The organism is Novosphingobium panipatense, from assembly GCF_900182875.1.
GTDB lineage: Bacteria > Pseudomonadota > Alphaproteobacteria > Sphingomonadales > Sphingomonadaceae > Novosphingobium > Novosphingobium panipatense.
Genome location: NZ_FXUI01000003.1, coordinates 210,419 through 227,488 on the forward strand (window position 1 = coordinate 210,419; position 17,070 = coordinate 227,488).

The 17,070-nt window shown below is 65.6% G+C and carries 18 protein-coding genes; 10 read left to right on the top strand and 8 right to left on the bottom strand.

Annotation, left to right across the window (positions count from 1 at the left end):
- Positions 1–17 precede the first annotated feature (17 nt).
- A complete protein-coding gene (ruvA, locus tag QOL62_RS06270) occupies positions 18–623 on the top strand; it encodes a Holliday junction branch migration protein RuvA (RefSeq protein WP_103730748.1) in 606 nt (201 codons plus the stop codon).
- Between the two features lie 12 nt (positions 624–635).
- Positions 636–1,667, top strand: a complete 1,032-nt coding sequence (ruvB, locus tag QOL62_RS06275) for a Holliday junction branch migration DNA helicase RuvB (protein WP_103730747.1) — start codon at positions 636–638, stop codon at positions 1,665–1,667.
- A 535-nt stretch (positions 1,668–2,202) separates the two neighbouring features.
- Here ruvB and QOL62_RS06280 read toward each other — a convergent pair.
- From QOL62_RS06280 to QOL62_RS06300, 5 genes are all read right to left on the bottom strand, one after another.
- Complete coding sequence (locus tag QOL62_RS06280; RefSeq protein ID WP_283405624.1) at positions 2,203–2,793, bottom strand: hypothetical protein; 591 nt, start codon at positions 2,791–2,793, stop codon at positions 2,203–2,205.
- Between the two features lie 67 nt (positions 2,794–2,860).
- The gene (locus QOL62_RS06285; RefSeq protein ID WP_283405625.1) at positions 2,861–4,096 is read right to left on the bottom strand and encodes a hypothetical protein; all 1,236 of its coding nucleotides are present in this window, start codon (positions 4,094–4,096) and stop codon (positions 2,861–2,863) included.
- Between the two features lie 2 nt (positions 4,097–4,098).
- Entirely contained in the window at positions 4,099–4,896 is a 798-nt protein-coding gene (locus tag QOL62_RS06290; RefSeq protein WP_283405626.1) for a sugar phosphate isomerase/epimerase family protein, read from the bottom strand.
- A 2-nt stretch (positions 4,897–4,898) separates the two neighbouring features.
- On the bottom strand, positions 4,899–6,065 hold the full coding sequence (locus QOL62_RS06295; RefSeq protein WP_283405627.1) for a sulfotransferase family protein: 1,167 nt from the start codon (positions 6,063–6,065) through the stop codon (positions 4,899–4,901).
- Positions 6,066–6,068: 3 nt separating this feature from the next.
- Entirely contained in the window at positions 6,069–7,187 is a 1,119-nt protein-coding gene (locus QOL62_RS06300) for an LLM class flavin-dependent oxidoreductase (RefSeq protein WP_283405628.1), read from the bottom strand.
- A gap of 142 nt (positions 7,188–7,329) precedes the next feature.
- Between QOL62_RS06300 and QOL62_RS06305 the strand changes: the two genes are divergently transcribed.
- The 3 genes from QOL62_RS06305 to QOL62_RS06315 all read left to right on the top strand — a co-directional run bounded on the left by QOL62_RS06305 (position 7,330) and on the right by QOL62_RS06315 (position 10,153).
- Positions 7,330–8,415: a helix-turn-helix transcriptional regulator gene (locus tag QOL62_RS06305; protein ID WP_283405629.1), complete on the top strand. Its 1,086-nt coding sequence runs from the start codon at positions 7,330–7,332 to the stop codon at positions 8,413–8,415.
- 147 nt (positions 8,416–8,562) lie between these two features.
- Positions 8,563–9,315 (top strand): SDR family oxidoreductase, encoded by a 753-nt coding sequence (locus tag QOL62_RS06310; RefSeq protein WP_346770670.1) that lies wholly within the window; start codon positions 8,563–8,565, stop codon positions 9,313–9,315.
- Between the two features lie 28 nt (positions 9,316–9,343).
- Positions 9,344–10,153, top strand: a complete 810-nt coding sequence (locus QOL62_RS06315) for an SDR family NAD(P)-dependent oxidoreductase (RefSeq protein WP_283405630.1) — start codon at positions 9,344–9,346, stop codon at positions 10,151–10,153.
- On the opposite strand, the gene QOL62_RS06320 is transcribed toward QOL62_RS06315, so the two are convergent.
- On the bottom strand, positions 10,150–10,674 hold the full coding sequence (locus QOL62_RS06320) for a VOC family protein (protein ID WP_283405631.1): 525 nt from the start codon (positions 10,672–10,674) through the stop codon (positions 10,150–10,152). The two genes, QOL62_RS06315 and QOL62_RS06320, sit on opposite strands and share 4 nt — an antisense overlap.
- A complete protein-coding gene (locus QOL62_RS06325) occupies positions 10,671–11,822 on the bottom strand; it encodes a sulfotransferase family protein (protein ID WP_283405632.1) in 1,152 nt (383 codons plus the stop codon). The genes QOL62_RS06320 and QOL62_RS06325 overlap by 4 nt, the downstream gene beginning before the upstream one ends.
- Before the next feature lie 133 nt (positions 11,823–11,955).
- On the opposite strand from QOL62_RS06325, the gene QOL62_RS06330 reads away from it, so the two are divergent.
- Together QOL62_RS06330 and QOL62_RS06335 are read left to right on the top strand one after the other, a co-directional pair.
- Positions 11,956–12,759: an SDR family oxidoreductase gene (locus tag QOL62_RS06330; protein ID WP_103730737.1), complete on the top strand. Its 804-nt coding sequence runs from the start codon at positions 11,956–11,958 to the stop codon at positions 12,757–12,759.
- Entirely contained in the window at positions 12,752–13,174 is a 423-nt protein-coding gene (locus QOL62_RS06335) for a nuclear transport factor 2 family protein (RefSeq protein ID WP_283405633.1), read from the top strand. The genes QOL62_RS06330 and QOL62_RS06335 overlap by 8 nt, the downstream gene beginning before the upstream one ends.
- Here the strand turns inward: QOL62_RS06335 and QOL62_RS06340 are convergent.
- A complete protein-coding gene (locus QOL62_RS06340) occupies positions 13,165–14,241 on the bottom strand; it encodes an aldo/keto reductase (protein ID WP_283405634.1) in 1,077 nt (358 codons plus the stop codon). The two genes, QOL62_RS06335 and QOL62_RS06340, sit on opposite strands and share 10 nt — an antisense overlap.
- Before the next feature lie 132 nt (positions 14,242–14,373).
- Here QOL62_RS06340 and QOL62_RS06345 point away from each other — a divergent pair, with 132 nt between their 5' ends.
- The 3 genes from QOL62_RS06345 to QOL62_RS06355 all read left to right on the top strand — a co-directional run bounded on the left by QOL62_RS06345 (position 14,374) and on the right by QOL62_RS06355 (position 17,065).
- On the top strand, positions 14,374–15,522 hold the full coding sequence (locus QOL62_RS06345) for a pyridoxal phosphate-dependent aminotransferase (RefSeq protein WP_283405635.1): 1,149 nt from the start codon (positions 14,374–14,376) through the stop codon (positions 15,520–15,522).
- Between the two features lie 81 nt (positions 15,523–15,603).
- Positions 15,604–16,320 (top strand): alpha/beta fold hydrolase, encoded by a 717-nt coding sequence (locus QOL62_RS06350; RefSeq protein WP_283405636.1) that lies wholly within the window; start codon positions 15,604–15,606, stop codon positions 16,318–16,320.
- Positions 16,321–16,606: 286 nt separating this feature from the next.
- Complete coding sequence (locus QOL62_RS06355; RefSeq protein ID WP_283405637.1) at positions 16,607–17,065, top strand: hypothetical protein; 459 nt, start codon at positions 16,607–16,609, stop codon at positions 17,063–17,065.
- Positions 17,066–17,070 lie beyond the last annotated feature (5 nt).

Below are 17,070 nucleotides of genomic sequence, written 5' to 3' on the forward strand. Positions count from 1 at the left end.
TGCCATAGGAACAAACCATGATCGCCAAGCTCACCGGACTGTTAGACGACACTGGCCCCGACTGGGCGATCATCGACGTCAACGGCGTCGGCTACCTTGTCCATTGCTCGGCCCGGACTCTGAGCCATCTGGGCATCCGGGGAGACCGCGTCGTCATCCACACCGAAATGCAGGTGTCGGAAACCGACCAGCGGCTCATCGGCTTCGCCTCGGCGGCGGAGCGGAACTGGTTTCGCATGCTGACCGCCATTCAGGGCGTCGGGTCCAAGGTGGCGCTGGCCATCCTGTCGGCATTGACGACGGAGGAATTGCAACGAGCCTGCGCGGGCGGGGACAGCGCGATGGTCGCGCGTGCCAATGGCGTGGGTCCGAAGCTGGCGAGCCGCATCGTCAATGAACTGAAGGACAAGGCAGGCGGCCTGCCGGTCGCGCCCGGTGCGCCTGGGGGTAGCGCGGCCTTGCCGCAGGGCTCGTTCAGCGCAGATGCCGTTTCGGCGCTGCAGAACCTGGGCTTCAAGCCCGTCGTCGCCGCTAACGCCGTCGGCAAGGCGGTGGATGAACTCGGGGAGAATGCCGGGCTTAACGATCTTGTGCGCGTGGCGCTCAAGCTGGCGGCCGGGTAAGCGGCCGGTCGCATGACGGACAATCCGATTCTCTCCCCCAGCCGCCAGACCGAGGATGTCGACGCGGCCCTGCGACCCAAGAGCCTTGCGGAATTCGTCGGTCAGGCCGCCGCCAAGGACAACCTGCAGGTCTTCATCGAATCCGCCAAGTCGCGGCGCGAAGCGATGGACCACGTGCTTTTCTTCGGCCCGCCGGGGCTGGGCAAGACGACGCTGGCCCAGATCGTCGCGCGGGAACTGGGTGTCGGCTTCCGTGCGACCTCTGGGCCGGTCATTGCCAAGGCGGGCGACCTCGCCGCGTTGCTCACCAATCTTGAGCAGGGCGACGTCCTTTTCATCGATGAGATCCATCGCCTCAATCCCGTGGTGGAGGAAGTGCTCTATCCCGCGATGGAGGATCGTGCCCTCGATCTCATTATCGGCGAAGGGCCCTCGGCCCGTTCGGTGCGGATCGACCTTCCGCCCTTCACCCTGATCGGGGCCACCACCCGGCAGGGTCTGCTGCAGACGCCGCTGCGCGATCGCTTCGGGATACCCGTGCGGCTGCAGTTCTACACGGTCGAGGAACTGGAGAAAGTCGTGACGCGCGGGGCCGGGTTGCTCGGCATCGGCATGGACCGGGGCGGGGCGACTGAAATCGCCCGGCGATCGCGTGGTACGCCGCGCGTGGCGGGCCGCCTGATGCGCCGCGTCCGTGACTTCGCGCACGTTGCGGGCTCCGATGTCATCACCCGTGGCATAGCCGACAACGCCCTGACGCGGCTTGAGGTGGATTCCATCGGGCTCGACGCGCAGGACCGCCGCTATCTCCGGATGATCGCCGAGATCTACAAGGGCGGCCCGGTGGGCGTCGAGACGCTGGCCGCCGGACTGTCCGAGCCGCGTGATACGATCGAGGAGGTTATCGAACCCTACCTCATCCAGCTCGGCCTGATCGCCCGTACCGCCAGGGGGCGCTGCCTGAACGACCGTGGCTGGCAGCACCTCGGGATGACGCCGCCTGTGGGGCCGCAAGGCGGGCTCTTCGATTCCTCGGACGGCTGATTTCTCTCCGGGCCAAGCGGCCCTCTCCCGACGGCCTGCGCCGGGCGGCGGCTGCCAGACAGTGCCGTTTCGGCACAACCCGTGCCACAGTGCCGAATATTAACCAGGATTTTGCTTTTTAGACGCGGTTTTGCTCGAAATCGCGTTGCCGCATCGGGCGCTCTCTGCGTTTGCTTTTCTCAACCTGGCGAGGCGGCTTCCTTGGCGAGCCGCAGCCGCCATGCGCAAAAAGAGGGCAATGGTTTATGTCGGTTAGGATGGCCCTGGCGAAATTGTCCGCCTGCGCGGCGGGCTGCGCTATCATCGGCGGTGGCGCCGTTCACGTTGCCGAGAAGCAGGCCGCCAAAACCGAATACCGCAAGGTGAAGATCGCCAAAGTCGCCAAGCCCCCGAAGCGGCCAGCCAAGCGTATCATCCGCAAGGAGCCAGCGCCCGAACTCAAGCGCGCCCGCAGGATCGACAGGCCAGATGAACCTGTAGCCGTGGCCATGGTCCCTGCGCCCGCGCCTTACGTGCCGGTATCGGCGCCCCCGTCCTACGTCGGTGGCAGCGGCGGCGCTCCGACGGTGATCGGCGGTGGAGGCGGCTTCGGTGGCTTCGGCGGCGGCTTTTTCGGCGGTTTCTTCGGCGGTGGCGGCGGCGGTGGCGGGGGCAACGTGGTCATCACGTCGACGACCACCGGCGGTGTCACCTCGACCACCGGCGGTGTCACCTCGACCACGAGCTCCAGCTCCAGCACCGGCGGCATGACGTCGACCACGACGACCGGCGGCATCACGTCCACTACGTCTACCAGCTCCGGAAACATCTCCACGTCGAGCAGTTCCTCCTCGTCCTCGTCGTCCTCCTCCAGCTCGTCGTCCTCCAGTTCGTCGGGCGGGGACGACGAGAACACCTCGGGTGGAACAACGTCTGGAGGCTCATCGACGAGTTCCTCCTCCGGTTCGTCCACGTCCAGCTCTTCGTCCAGCTCGTTCGGGGGCACCAGTTCGTCGTCCTCCTCGACAAGCTCGGGTTCCTCATCGTCCTCGACCTCGTCGGGCGGGTCCACCTCGACAAGCTCCGGCGGTACGCCCGTTCCCGCGCCGCCGATGCTGCTGCTGTTCGGTGCGGCGGCCGCGGCCATCTTCGGCCGGCGCCGGCTGGCGCGGGTGAAAGCCTGAAGCTATCCCACTGGGCGCCGTCCCTTCAGGTCAGATGCCGTAGCGCCGCTTGACGGCGCGATACCGTTCCAGCCGCATGTCCTCGCGTTCCGCCGTGCTGACCATCGCGGTATCTGCAGGCAGATGCGCGAGGATTCTGTCACGTGGCACCACTTGCGTGCGGAAGTTGGCTGCGTCCTGCGTCAGCAGATTGCGATAGGTGAGATTACCGGCGCGGAAGCCCTGCGTATCGAGCCAGTTGTGAACGCCCGGGTCGTCATGTGCGAGCACCAGCCGCACGACTCCGTCGCGATCGATGCGCGTTCGGGCGGGCGTGTAGCTGACCGGGCGATGGAGGAAATCCATCGAGCCCACGAAAGCTCCCCCCATTCCGAAGATCCAGAATCCGGGATGGGCATCCATCTCGACGATGAGCGCCTCCTCGGGAGCCAGCTGCCAGACCATGTGCGCCGCCATGCGACCCCGGTGGAGGTCGGAGGCATCGTTGGCGGTCTTGTCGGCAGGGAAGGTGTTGAGCGCGTGGGGATCACAGACCCCGCGCGAGGTGCGCCAGGAATGCTCCGGCCAGTCCCGCATCAGCCCGGTCACGAAGTCCCCGGCCCAATCCATCGCCTGCGTCATGGTGGCCGGTGTCGGGAGCGGGCGCGGGCTGTCCATCCCGACGCGTTCGATCGTCATCGTCGTCGGTGTCTCCTCCCACGCGTCGAAGGCTTCGCGAATGAACAGCTTGCGGCTTTCGGACGTGGTTGGAAGCCAGTTGCCCTTTCGCTCCGGCCCGCCGATGAACAGCTCGAAAACCCCGTCGCTGTCGGCTTCAATCTGGGTGCCGAGGATGTTGCACTCCGGGATGTCGCCGAAGGGCTCGTGCAGCGAAGGCCAGTCCGTGCCGGGGATGGTCAGGGGACGCGGCCCCTGCACGGTGATGTTGAGCCAGCGCGCCGTGCCTTTCCGCCCCGTGATCCGGTAGGTGTGATTGCCGTCAATCCAGGCCTGTCGGTACGTGAAGTCCGCAACGTCGCCGCCGAGCTTGCGTGTAGGGGTGACGAAGGGGTGGATCTGAGGAAAGGCCGGATCCTTCGTCTCCAGCGCCAGATCGAACGCCTGTCCGAGGTTCTGGGTGAGGAAGCGGAAGGCGTCCGCGCGTTGCAGTGGGCTCGCCGGACTGGCGTCCTTGAAGGCTGCGAGCCCCGCATCCTTGAGGCTGTTGCAGAAGCTCTTCCACGCGGCGCGCAGGCGGGCATCGTCGGAACCGTCACCATAGGCCATCGTCAGGCTCCCAGCCGGTAGAGGAGGTCGGAAAGGTAGTGTGCGGCGCGTCTGCACGCCTGGCGCGGGCCTTCGGCCTCGATGCGCGGGCCGATAAGTTCAAGGTCGAAGAGGCCGGCGTAGCCAAGGTCCAGAACGTCGCGCAGGATGCGTTCGAGGGGCATGGCCCCATCGCCGGGAACGGCGCGGCACGGGGTGCTGCGGTCTCCCAGCACATAGTCGCTCACTTGTACCAGACCCGTCAGCGGCAAGGCCTCTGCGAGGTTGGAGCGTAGATTGGCTTCCGGCCAGCAGGCATGGAGCTCCACGCACACGCCTATTCCCGCTGTGCGGGCCAGTTGCGTGGTGTCCGGCAGGGTGTGGGCGATATGGATGTCAGCGTTCAGGGCGGACGCGTTCTCGACCAGCAGGGCAATGTCCGCACGCTCGGCTCTGTCGCGACAAGGCGCGAGCAGGTCGGTGAAGCGGGACGCCGCTTCTTCCCAGGACAGGCGGCCCCGTCCGCCCGTGAGCAGATAAATAGACGGCACACTCAGTTCGGCGGCAAGGTCGATGGCCGCGAGCAGCACCTTGGCGGCATCCCCCTTGTCCCGCTCCAGGTCGGGGTAGAGCGCGAAGGGGTGATTGATGCAGCCGATACGGACCGGGCTTTCCCGCGCGGCCTTGCGATCGGCCTCGTGCCGCAGACGCGGAGTGACGAGCGTGCAATGTTGGATGCCCTCGCCATGGCAGAATTCGAGGAACGCCGCCGTGGGCTCCTGGGCAAGGGCTACCTGGTGCAGGCTGACGCGCGGGTGCATGGTCAGCGGCGGACCTCGATCGGTACGCCGAACCGTTCACGGAAAGGCGCGAATTCGGCGTTAAGCTCGTCGATATCGTATCCGGCACCGACGAGCACCTGTGTGGAATAGTGGAACTTCCCGTGCCGGTCGCCCCGGTTGTTGGCGAGATAGTCGCGCATGGCGGTTTCCTGCCGCTCACCGAAGTTGCGACCGGCGAACGCGTAGTAGCCCCGTACCGTCTCCACCGGATCGGCTACGAAGTCGTGGTAGAGGACGTGGTGGATGCGCGGATCGTTCACCAGGGGATTGCTCATGGTGTTGCCGATCGACCAGCGCACCCGTTCCAGATGAGCGCGCGCCTCCTGCCTGAGGTCGATCCTGCCGACGATCCCCTCCATGATGTCCGACATCATCATCGTGGAACTGGCCGCCACCATCACCGGGTCGCGGTGCAACCACACGAGCGTAGCGTCCGGATAGGTGTCGAAGAACGCTTCAAGTCGGGTCGTGTGAAACCCCTTCAGCACCCAGTAGGCGGGCGGGCGCTTGTACTGAAAGGCCTGCAGCATCGCCTTGTGGATGCGGTACTGCGCTGCCGGATCGGTGGGAAGTCCCATCGACAGGTTCTGCATCGGCACACGCCACCAGGCGGTAGGAGTCATGACGCGGAAGTCGAAAGCCCAGGTCCGCTCATCCTCCGGCAGGCCGTTGCCCAGCATGTCGTTGTAAGGATGGCAGTGTAGCCACTTGGCCATCTTCGTGTTGATTTCGCGCCATTCCGTGTCGGCCTGCGCGTAGCGGGGGTCATCGCCTTCCACGGCACCGGGCGGCGGCGAGGGATGCATGACCTCGGCAAAGCGCAAGGCTCGTGCATCCGGGTCGACCGACATGAGCGCGTGCATCAGGGTGGTGCCGGAACGGGGCTCGCCGCTGGCGAACATGGGGCGCTCGATCACCTCGTCGGCAAGCGGATAGTCCTTGCGGTCCTGAAAGAAGCGGAGCCGGTCCGTAAGCAGCCACTGGATGTTCCGCGCGGCGGCCTGGCGGCCGTTGTCATCCATCGGGATGGAGTTGATGTGCGCCACGGCCAGACCGAACCGTTCCACAAAGCCGTCGTCCGACCAGTCCGACAGGCCGGTGGCTGCCATGGCCTCCTGAAGTAGCTCCTCGGCGTCGAGTTCCGCCACGCCTCAGCCCTCCACCAGCTTCTGGATCTCGTCCTCGGTCTCGCGCACCTTGGCGGCGGATGTGGCCGAGAATTTCATGCCGCCCATGCCGCCATACTCCATCAGCTTGTAGACGCGCATTCCGGCATCGGCGAAGCCCTTGATCTTGCGGGCGACCTCCTTGGGCGTGCCGACCGGGAAAATGTCGCGGATGGCCTGCGGGTTCATGTCGGCGCAGAACTTCAGCATGGCGTCCCGGCTCAGCTTGACCGGATCGAAATCCATGATGCCGCGCCAGTCCGGGCCCATCGGGTGCTCATGGCCGAACTGGGCAAGATCCCTGGCGGTGAGCATCAGGATGATCGACTTGACCATGGGGGCCTGCAGCATCTCGTCGATCTCGTCCGGCTCGCCGATCAGGCAGATCTGAGTGATCGCAGGCGTGAAGTGGCTCATGTCGCGGCCCACCGCGTCGCCTGCATCAAGGATGGTCTTGAGCTTCGCGGCGTAATCTTCGGGCGTGTAGGAGCCCGCGGGCCACCAGCCATCCGCCTCGCGCCCGGTGATGCCGAGCATGCGGGGGCCGGCGGCGCCCAGCCAGATCGGGGGCGCCTTTCCATCGTAGAACTCGGTGTCCATGCGGGCGTGTTCGAGGTGGAAGAACTCTCCCTCGAAGTCGACCGGGCCGTCGGCGTGCCAGAGCCGCTTGATCACCTTGATCGCCTCTTCAAGGCGGCCGACCGGCTTGGCGAAGTCGAAGCCGTAAGGAACCGTGTTCTCCAGCTCACCGGAGCCGAGGCCCAGAATGAAGCGCCCCTTGGACAGGTGGCTGATCGTCAGGGCCGCCTGCGCCAGGAGGGAGGGATGGCGGCGTACGGTATCGACGACGGTCGTGGCGAGCGGCGTTTTCCGCGTCAGCACCGCGGCGGCGGCGGCCACGGCCATTCCGTCGAGGTGACGGTGGGGGCTTGGCGAGGCCTTGGCGAGATCAGTGAATTCCGGCGTCCAGATCGAATCGGGCCAAAAGCTGACCATATGGTCTGGCAACCAGATTGAGTGGTAGCGGCCCGAATCGTAGTCCGCGACCATGTCGATGCCCAGCGGCAGGGTGGTGCGCAGAAAGGCTGCCGGCTGCACGTTCATTGGCCTTTTCCCCTCCGGTTCTTGGGGGCGCATCGCGGGAACGATGCCTGCGGCGCCGCCTCTTTGTCGGTGCCCGGTAGGTGGTCTAGGCATGGAGGAAAGCAAATTCCCATTTGGGGATGAAACGATGCCGGGAGAATCGTTGATCGTTCCTCTGATCGAGGGGCTTCTGCAGGATCCGCCCTGGAGGCGCTTCCTCGATGCGCTGCGCGCAAGCGTTGGCGGCGACTACGCGAGCCTCGTCTTCCGGCCGCTGCCGCTGGGCACGCCTGAAGCGCGTGTGATCCACCTGTATTCGGGGCAGCCTTCGCCGCCGCCCGTGACGCGCCATTACCGCGAGAGCTTCTATCTGCGCGATCCGGTGCCTTACCACGAAATGGAGGAAGGCCGTTCGTACCGGCTGGAGCAGCTGCTTCAGCACGGCGGAGCCGATCACGACGCCTACCTCACGCAACTGCTGCTTCCTTCGGGCATGAACCACCTTCGCATGATCCGCATGAGCGACAACGCGGGCGTAAGCGGGTGGATAACCGTCACGCGTCGCAAGGGCGAATTCGGCACGGAGGTGGACCGGCTGCTTGAACAGCTGGCGCCGTACATGCGCGCCGCGCTCGGCAGCTTTGTAACGCTGGAACGGGAGCGCATGACGGCGGCCGTCGCGTGCGAGGCGGTGCGGCGAATGAATTTTGGCTGGATCACACTGGACGGCGAAGGATGCGTGCTGGACGCCGATCCGCATGGCGCCCGCATTCTGCAGGCGGGTGACAGCATCGCGCGGGCAAAGGACGGCAGGCTGACCGCCAGGGATGCCTCGTTGCGGCGACAACTCGTGAGCGCGGTTCGGGATCTGGCGATCAACCCGCAGGCCAGGCCGCGCGCGGTGGTGCTGGGCCGCGAACCCTGGCTCGACCTGCTGCTCGTTCCGTCCGGTCAGCGCATGGGCACGACGCAGGCGGCGCCAGCCATCGTCGGCTATCTTCATGCGGACAACTGGTCGTCGGCTGATCGCTGTGACCAGCTCGCCCAACTTTTCGATCTCGCGCCCAGCGAGGCGCGGCTTGCGCTCGCCCTGAGCCGCGGCATGTCGATCAGCGAGGCGGCGCCGGAACTTGGACTGACGGTCGAATCGGCACGAACGTACTCCAAGCGTATCTACGCCAAGACCGGCGCACGCGGGCAGGCTGATCTGGTGCGCTTCATCCACCGCAGCGTCCTCGTGATCGCCTAGGACCTTTCGGATACATCCGGGTGCCTCGCCGGAGCGATTAGAACGGGTGTTCAGCATTCCCGGTTGACCTTACCGTCTTGGGGGATCAGCAAATGCATACGATCGGCCCACAAGGAGGGCCGCACAAGCATCGGGAGAATGCCGCAGATGACCAAGCCTCTAGCCGGAAAAGTCGCGCTCGTGACAGGGGCTTCGTCAGGCATCGGGGAAGCCGCAGCGCTGTGCCTTGCCGAAGCCGGGGCGACGGTTGCGCTCTCGGCTCGCCGGGTCGAGCGCCTGTCCGGGCTGGTCACGCGGATAGAGGCCGAGGGCGGAAAGGCTCTTGCGATCCCCGGCGACATGACGGTGGAGGATGATGCGCGGCGCGCGGTGGCGGAAACGGTCGCGCAGCTTGGAAGCATCGACATCCTCATCAACTCCGCCGGCATCATGGAAGCGGGCGGCATCGAGAACTGCGACACCGCCATCTACCGCAAGGTCATCGACATCAACCTGATGGGCACCGTCTATACCTGCGCGGCGGCCGTGCCGCACATGCTGGAGCAGGGCGGCGGAGACATCATCACCATCTCCTCCCTGGCAGGGCGCAAGGGCGGCCCGATGACGAGCGCCTATTCGGCCAGCAAGCACGCGGTCAACTTCATGACGGACGGCATGCGCCAGGAGCTCGGCGGCAAGAACATCCGCGTCACCACCCTGATGCCCGGCGCCACCGAAACGGAGGTGGGAGACAGCATTTCCGACCCCAACTGGCGGGCCGCAATTCAGGCCCATGTCAGCAAGGAAGGGGCGGTGAAGCCGCGCGATATCGGCGAGGCCATCGTCTTCATCCTGTCCCTGCCGCGCCGCACGAACATCTCGGAAATCGCGATCCGACCGACGATCGACACGTCGGCGTAAGCGGCCTCTAATCCAAGGGAGAAGGGCTATGGCCGGAAGGCTTCAGGACAAGGTCTGCATCATCACCGGCGCGGGTTCCGGCATGGGCCGTGCGATGGCGAAGTTGTTTCATGCCGAAGGGGCGCGGCTGGTGCTCGCGGATATTTCGGGCAACCAGGATGAAGTGGCGTCGGAACTGGGCGGCGAAACCGTCGCCGTCCATTGTGACGTATCGGACGAAGGGCAGATCAAGGCGATGATCGCCACCGCCGAGGAGCGCTTCGGCCGATTGGACGTGCTGTGCAACAACGCCGGGTTCGGCGGGGGCATGGCGCCCCTCCACACGCAGCCGGTGGAACTGTGGGACAAGGTCCACGCCACCAATATTCGGGGCGTGTTCCTCGGCATGAAGTACGGAATCGAATCGATGCTCAAGACGGGCGGCGGCGCCATCGTCAATACCAGCTCCGCCTCGGCGGTGGTCGGGTGGAAGCACCACAGCGTGTACAGTTCCGCCAAGGCAGGCGTGCACCAGCTGACCAAGGTGGCAGCGCTGGACTATTCGGACAGAAACATTCGCGTGAACGCCGTCGCGCCCGGCACTATGTGGACGGGGCTCGTGGAAGCCTCGAAGACGCACGATGCGCCGCCTGAAGGCTTTCCGACGCTCGCGGGCATCCCCATGGGGCGCTGGGGCAGGGCCGAAGACATCGCCGCCGCCGCGCTGTTCCTGGCCAGTGACGAGGCGGCCTATATCACAGGCGTCATCCTGCCAGTGGACGGAGGCTATTCGATAGGATTCTCGGGCATGGGAGCCGAGCGGCCCGGCATCGTCAGCGTCAACGCGGACGACAGCTAGAGCCAGGGCGCCACGGGGATGCCTGCAAGCGACGGATCGGCCCACAAATATTCCGTGAAATGGCCGATCCGCCTTCGCGTGTCGACATAACAGAAGCACAGGCCCGCTTCGGGCGAAGGCACGGCAGGAAAGAGCAGCGCCATGGCGTCCCCGCTTGCGTGCACCTCGTCCAGCAGCGTTTCCCACGCGGCGTAAGGGCCGGGGACAGCGATCGCGACGTGATGAAAGGCGAGGATGTGGGCCGAGAGGTCCACCGCTCCGCTGTAGATCTCCGTCACGCCGGACACCGGCTCGATGATCTCGAACTGGCGCACGGCGCCCGGCTCACCCATGTTGGCGATCGCGGATTTCACGCCCAGCCGCCGGTGCTCTCCATAGGAAAGGACCTCGATATCGGACTCGTTGCGGCGCAGCCCGGTGATCCCCAGTTCCGCCCCCGCGTGCGCCACCGCCGCGTCCATGTCGCGGGTGGCGTAGCTCACCTGGACAAGCTGGCCGTAGCGGCGGCCGAGGTGCGTCATGCGCCCTGTTTCACGGGGATGCGATACCGCTCGATGTAGTCCGCGAACGTGGAGTGCACGGCGTCGCGGGTAAGGCCGTAGCGCTCCAGAGAATACTCGTGCTTGCCGTGCTTGCCCTTGGGATTGGCGGCCATGTAGCCTTCCATCGCGGCCTTGGCCTCAGGCGTGAAAGGCTCGCCGAAGTGCTCGTAGATGCCGCGGCACGTGCCGATCGGGTCTTTCATGACATCGACGTACTGCACATCCAGGATTGCGTCCTGCCCGTGCTTGGCGCGGAAGGCGTCCTGCCGCTCGATCATGATTGCGAAGGTGTCCATGAAGGAGCGGCCGATCCCTTCGAGATCGACCTCGTCCGAGTAGATCCGCCGCACGTTTTCGATGAGGCTGCCGACCGAGCCGAGCACATCGGCGGGGTCACGGTGCGTCATCACCAACTGCGCGTCCGGGTAAACGTCCGTCAGCGCGTCCAGGAACAAGGGGTGCCACGGGTTCTTGAGCGTCCACCGTCCGCCGGCCTCGGCCTGCAGCGTCTGGAGCAGGCGCTTGTGGAAGCGGAAGGCGGGGCCGTAATCGGCTTTGTGCAGCAGCCAGTCGCGATAGCTCGGTATGTCCGCCTGCGCTTCGAAGACCTGCGCGCAAAACGAGTACGTCATCGCGAACTGGCACTCGGTCGGGCTATGCGCATCCTCGTAATGGATGGCGGCGATCTGCGGCATGTGCTGCAGCGAGGCCAGCGTCTGGTCCTGCATCTTCTGCCAGCGGGGGCCGGCGGTCAGCTCCTCCGGGCGCGGCGGCGGCACCGGGTCGTGCGATTCCCAGCGCAGAAATGCCCTGCGCGCCGGGTCCGAAGCGAGGAGGTTGATCACCAGCGTCGTGCCCGTGCGCGGCAGCCCGAACACGAAGAGGGGCTTTTCGACTGGTCGCTCGAGCAGTTCGGGGTGACGGGACAGCCAATCCTCGATCCGCATCCTTCCCGAGAGGTACTTCACCAGATCGCGATGAGCGAGCTGCTCGCCGCGTTCGCTGAAGCCGGCTTCCTGTGCGTACGAGCGAAGCAACAGGTCCAGGCCCTCCGTCACCGCTGGATCGCCGATTCCAGTCAGTCCGGTTTCGGCCCGCGCGGCCGCGATCACCTCGTCCAGGGTCATCCCTGTATCCTCCATCCCGTTGTCTTATCGTCCCTGCGGTGATGCGCAGAGGCTCTGGCGATTGCAAGATAGTGATTACTTCGACACTCTGCAGGAGGAAGCGGCAGGGTGCTGGATGGAGAGGTCAAAAGCCATGGATTTGAGTACGGCACGGCATGCGTTCGTCACAGGTGGTGCCAGCGGGATCGGTCTAGGTATCGTCGATGCGATGGTCGGGCGCGGCGTGCGCGTTACCATCGCGGACATCGATGAGGACAGCCTCCGCTCCGTCGTCGCGGAACGCGGCCCGGCCGTGCGCGGCGCCGTTCTTGACACGCGTGATCGAGAGGGTTGGGCGCGCGCGAAAACCGAAGCCGAAGCAGCGTTCGGCCCCGTCGACCTTCTCGTTAACAACGCCGGCATCGCGCCGAACGGTCGCGAATTCGCGGACATGGATCCGGCAAGCTTCGACCGTATCGTCGCGATCAACCTCACTGGCGTTGCCAACGGCGTGTTCACCTTCGCCGCCGATATGCGCGCACGCGGCAAGGGGCATGTCGTCAACACCTCATCCCAGGCGGGACTGGTCGCAAGTGTACCGGGAGTGGGCGCTTACGCCGTGGCCAAGTTCGGCGTCACAGCGCTGACAGAGGCGCTGCGACAGGAACTGGCGCCGCATGGCGTGGGCGTTTCGTTGCTGTGCCCCGGCTACATCGCGACGAACCTTGCCGAGAGCACCCGCAAGGTGGGAGGCGAGATCCGCGACGCGGCCGGCCGGATGCCGCCTTCCCGGATCACGGTGGAGGACGTGGGGCTGATGGTGGTGGAAGGAATTGAGAACGACGAGCCCTGCATCGTCACGCACCCGCGGGTCTGGAGCAGCGTCGAGCCGCGCTTCGCCGCCATCCGCGCCGCCTGCGAGCATCGGGACAGCCAGGCGACGCCGCCGCATGGATGAGGAACGCCTTGCCCGGATCGAGGCGCAGCTGGCCGTGGCGGATCTTGTTCACGACTATGCCCGTGCCATCCGGCGCGAGGCGCATGAGGATATCCCCGCGTTGTTCGCCCCTGACGGCACCTTCGAGGTGCGCTCAGGCTGGCCCGATCGCAGCGACTTCGCGGTGCGGCAGCGCTTCGAGACACCGGACGCGCTTGCCGCCTTCCTGATCGAGGGCAGGGGGAAGCCTCATCCCGTGCCGTTGATCCATAACCTCATGATCGAGGTGGACGGCGATACCGCCACCGCCAACGCCATGATGTCCGCCGCGATACCGGGGACCGACCGCACCGTGACGGGCGAATACCTCGACAGCTTCGTTCGTCAGGAGGGGCGTTGGGTGTTTTCGTCCCGGATCTACACCGTCTATCCCTGACGCGCCCCTCGGCGCTCCACGCTGACCCCGCCGAACATCATTCCTTCGGCGGGGCCGGTGAGCACATCCATGGGAAACACCTTGGGCACGGCACTCACCGCGTCCAGCCGTGCAAGATGGCTGTCGTCCAGCGTCAGCGAGAGCGCGCCCAGATTGTCGTCAAGCTGTAAGAGCGTGCGGGCACCGACGACCGGCGAGCACGTCGCCGGGTTCGCCAGCGTCCAGGCGAGCGCCACTTGCGCTGCGGTGCATCCGAGTTCACCGGCGATTTCCACCACGGCGTCCGCAACATCAAGGTTGCGCGCGGAAAGCTTGCCGGTGAGCGCGTTGATCGCCTTGCGCGAACCGCCAGACTCAAGGCTTTCGCCCTCAGCCAGGTCGGCCCGGGTATACTTTCCGGTGAGAATGCCCTGGCCGAGCGGTGCCCAAGGTGAAACGCCCATGCCCATCTCGACAGCCATCGGGATGAGTTCGCGCTCCACCGTGCGCTCGATCAGGCTGTACTGGATCTGCAAGGCGCAGAACGGCGTCCAACCCCGCAGTTCGGCGATCGCCTGCATGCGGCTGGCCTGCCACGCCGGAACGTCCGAAAGCCCGATGTAAAGAACCTTGCCGCTGCGCACGAGGTCATCGAAAGCGCGCAGGATCTCGTCGACGGGCGTGCGGAAGTCCCACATGTGGAGATAGAGCAAGTCGATGTAATCGGTCTGCATACGCCGGAGGGAGTCCTCCACGGCCCGCACCATCGTCTTGCGCTGGTTTCCCGCTGCGTTGGGATCGCCGGGGCGTGTGGTCAGGGAATACTTGGTCGAGATCACCAGCGGGTGCCGCCGACCCTGGACGATGCGTCCGAGCCATTCCTCCGAGCGCCCCATCCGGCCGTAGAAATTGGCGGTGTCGATGAAGTTGCCGCCGCCGTCGATGAAGCGGTCGACCATGGCCCGAGCCTCATCCTCGGTGCTGCCCCAGCCGCCATCGGCGCCGAACGTCATCGTTCCAAGGGCGAGGGGGGAAACCCTCAAGCCCGAACGGCCGAGCAGGCGGTAGTGATCCAGGCTTGTCGCCATGTCGTGTTCTCCTCCAATCCTTCTTGCGGGCCTGCCGCGCCGCTGGCCATGGGGAGATGCCGCGCTGCCGTCTGGATCAAGCGACCCTTCCGTCGCATTGCGTCGCCTGCGCGCTGGGCGTAGCAGGCGAACATGATCGCGCATGTCGAACCCTTTCACGCCACCACCATCGGCCGCCTCGCCTACGAACTCGCCGCCCAGGGACGCGACGTGATTCACATGGAATACGGCCAGCCATCCACCGGCGCACCGGCGGCGGCCATCGCAGCGGCTCACGCGGTGCTCGACAGCGAGGCTGGCGGCTACTGGGAGAGCCCCGCCCTATGCGACCGGATCGTGCGGCACTACCGCGAGGCTTACGGCGCCGAGGTTTCGCCTGAGCAGGTGTTCCTGACCTGCGGCGCCTCACCTGCTTTCGTGCTGGCCCTTTCGTGCCTCTTCCGGCCTGGATCACGGGTCGCCGTGGCACGGCCCGGATACGTGGCATACCGCAATGCGATGCGCACCCTCTATATTGAGCCGGTGGAGCTGCCCTGCGGTCCGGCGGAGCGTTACCAAGTGACGGCAGCGGCGCTCGACGCGCTTGATCCGGCGCCGGAGGGGCTGATCCTCGCCAGCCCGGCGAACCCGACCGGGACCGTCATCGCGCGCGAGGAACTGGCCGCGATCGCAGAGGTGTGCAGGCGCAAGGGCATCGCCGTCATCTCGGACGAGATTTACCACGGCCTCACCTATGACGTGGAAGCGGACTCCATGCTGCAGCACATGCCGGACGCGCTGGTGGTGAACAGCTTCTCGAAATGGTTCTCCATGGCGGGGTGGCGGCTGGGCTGGCTGGTCGTTCCACTCCACCTGATCGAGGCTGCGCGCGCGCGGATCGCCAACCTTTTCCTGACGCCTCCCGTACTGTCCCAGCATGCGGGGCTGGTCGCCTTCGACTGCGTGGAGGAACTGGAAGGGCATCACGCCAGCTACGCGCGCAACCGCGAACTGCTGCTTTCCGCCCTGCCGCGGCTGGGCCTCCAGAAGATCGCCCCGCCCGACGGGGCCTTCTACATCTGGGCCGACATTGGCCATCTCACGCAGGACAGCCTCGCGTTCTGTCGCCGGCTTCTTGCGGATACCGGGGTGGCGACGGCGCCCGGTATCGATTTCGATCCGGTGGAGGGCAACCGCTTCATCCGCTTCAGCTTCGCCGTTTCCACGCCGGAGATCGAGGACGCCATCGAACGCATGGTGCCGTGGTTCGCGGCGCAGGGGGAGATGGCGTCGCCCGCCTGATCCCTTTGGCACCCGGGCAGATGCGTTGACACGCACTTATCTCGGAGGGATGCTCGCACCCTGAGGAACGGGGAGGGCCGGATGGCGATATTCGTGCTGGTTCATGGCGGCGGCCATGGCGGCTGGTGCTACAAGTTCGTGGCGCAGAGGCTGCGCCGCATGGGCCACGAGGTCCATGCCCCTTCGCTTACCGGGCTTGGCGACCGGGCCCATGTGATGAGCGCGGACATAGACCTGGACACGCACATCAGGGATATCGTGCAGCTCATTGCGTTCGAGGATCTTACCCGGGTCATCCTCGTCGGCCACAGCTATGGCGGAATGGTCATCACCGGTGTGGCCGACCGCGTGCCCGAGCGCATTGGTCATCGCGTCTATCTCGATGCCGCTTATCCGACGGACGGAGAATCGCTCCACGACCATGCTCACGAAGCCATCGAAGGCGCGCGTCGGGGGCTTCATGAGGTGGACGGCGTGCCCCTCGTCATGGCGCCTCATGCGGGAATGGCGGCTTTCTTCGGCGTGACGGATCCGGAACTCGGCGCCTGGACGGATGCGCGGCTGACAGCGCACCCGTGGAAATGCTTCGAACAGAAGCTCACCTTGAGGAACGAAGCGGCGATGAGGGCGACGCCTGAATCGCACCTCATCTGCACCTCGACGATTCCGGGGCGAGCGATGGAGCAGCTTCACACGCGCGCGCAGGGACGGGTATGGGACATCGACACCGGTCACGACCTCATGTTGACCGAACCGGACTGGGTGGCGGACAAGCTGGATCATATCGCTTCACGCTAGAAGCGATTCGCCCGAATGGGGGAAAAGCGGCGGATCTGGTGGATCGGCGCACAGGTTTTCGCCGCTCCTAGAAATCCGGAATGGTTCTCGGTTTTTGGTTAGGCCGCTTTGGCTTAGGATGGTGGTCCCGGCGCTGGACGGTCCGGTTTCGCGTACTGGTATTCCACCTTCATTACACAAGTTGTAATGCGACAAGGATGGCGGCTAACCCCTAGAGTTGGTCGTAGCACCGCGCACCTCTTTTGGGGGACAAAGACGCGCCCTTCGGAACGCGAAAGACGATACAATGATGACGACAATCCTGGAGAAGATGGGCGGCAGCCGCGCCCATGCGGCGCGGCTGCGGGACTTCCTGCATGACGTTGCGGGCAGTACCGCTTGTGAAGAGGCCGATCGTGTCCGGGAGGCATTGATCCTTCTGCCGGGCGGCGGATCGGATGGCGCTTCCGGGCTCGACTATCCGCGTATCGAAGCCATGCTGGAATGTGGCGCTACGCTGAACGCCGTGCTCGAAATCGTGGGGCCGGACGCAGCCCTCATGCTCTCGCGCGGCAGCAATGCCGTCTGCCTGGCGACGGTGGTGCCTGCGGGCGCACCCGAGGAAGCGATCACCGACGGCCCAACGCTGGCGCTTGCGGTGCTTGCCGGGCATGTCTCGGGCGTGGTCGCGCATCTGGAACGCGGTGACGTGGAGCCGGAAACCCCTGAGATGCCGGCCATTCCGCTTTCCCTGCGGCTGCACTGACGACG

What these genes read in the sequence shown, in the direction of transcription:
- QOL62_RS06285 (WP_283405625.1), bottom strand. Translation starts at nt 4,096, where the DNA reads ATGGCCTATGGTGACGGTTCCGACGATGCCCGCCTGCGCGCCGCGTGG.
- QOL62_RS06325 (WP_283405632.1), bottom strand. Translation starts at nt 11,822, where the DNA reads ATGACCCTGGACGAGGTGATCGCGGCCGCGCGGGCCGAAACCGGACTG.
- QOL62_RS06310 (WP_346770670.1), top strand. Translation starts at nt 8,563, where the DNA reads ATGACCAAGCCTCTAGCCGGAAAAGTCGCGCTCGTGACAGGGGCTTCG.
- QOL62_RS06340 (WP_283405634.1), bottom strand. Translation starts at nt 14,241, where the DNA reads ATGGCGACAAGCCTGGATCACTACCGCCTGCTCGGCCGTTCGGGCTTG.
- ruvA (WP_103730748.1), top strand. Translation starts at nt 18, where the DNA reads ATGATCGCCAAGCTCACCGGACTGTTAGACGACACTGGCCCCGACTGG.
- QOL62_RS06320 (WP_283405631.1), bottom strand. Translation starts at nt 10,674, where the DNA reads ATGACGCACCTCGGCCGCCGCTACGGCCAGCTTGTCCAGGTGAGCTAC.
- QOL62_RS06300 (WP_283405628.1), bottom strand. Translation starts at nt 7,187, where the DNA reads ATGAACGTGCAGCCGGCAGCCTTTCTGCGCACCACCCTGCCGCTGGGC.
- QOL62_RS06290 (WP_283405626.1), bottom strand. Translation starts at nt 4,896, where the DNA reads ATGCACCCGCGCGTCAGCCTGCACCAGGTAGCCCTTGCCCAGGAGCCC.
- QOL62_RS06350 (WP_283405636.1), top strand. Translation starts at nt 15,604, where the DNA reads ATGGCGATATTCGTGCTGGTTCATGGCGGCGGCCATGGCGGCTGGTGC.
- QOL62_RS06345 (WP_283405635.1), top strand. Translation starts at nt 14,374, where the DNA reads ATGATCGCGCATGTCGAACCCTTTCACGCCACCACCATCGGCCGCCTC.
- QOL62_RS06330 (WP_103730737.1), top strand. Translation starts at nt 11,956, where the DNA reads ATGGATTTGAGTACGGCACGGCATGCGTTCGTCACAGGTGGTGCCAGC.
- QOL62_RS06280 (WP_283405624.1), bottom strand. Translation starts at nt 2,793, where the DNA reads ATGGCCGCGGCCGCCGCACCGAACAGCAGCAGCATCGGCGGCGCGGGA.
- QOL62_RS06335 (WP_283405633.1), top strand. Translation starts at nt 12,752, where the DNA reads ATGGATGAGGAACGCCTTGCCCGGATCGAGGCGCAGCTGGCCGTGGCG.
- ruvB (WP_103730747.1), top strand. Translation starts at nt 636, where the DNA reads ATGACGGACAATCCGATTCTCTCCCCCAGCCGCCAGACCGAGGATGTC.
- QOL62_RS06355 (WP_283405637.1), top strand. Translation starts at nt 16,607, where the DNA reads ATGATGACGACAATCCTGGAGAAGATGGGCGGCAGCCGCGCCCATGCG.
- QOL62_RS06315 (WP_283405630.1), top strand. Translation starts at nt 9,344, where the DNA reads ATGGCCGGAAGGCTTCAGGACAAGGTCTGCATCATCACCGGCGCGGGT.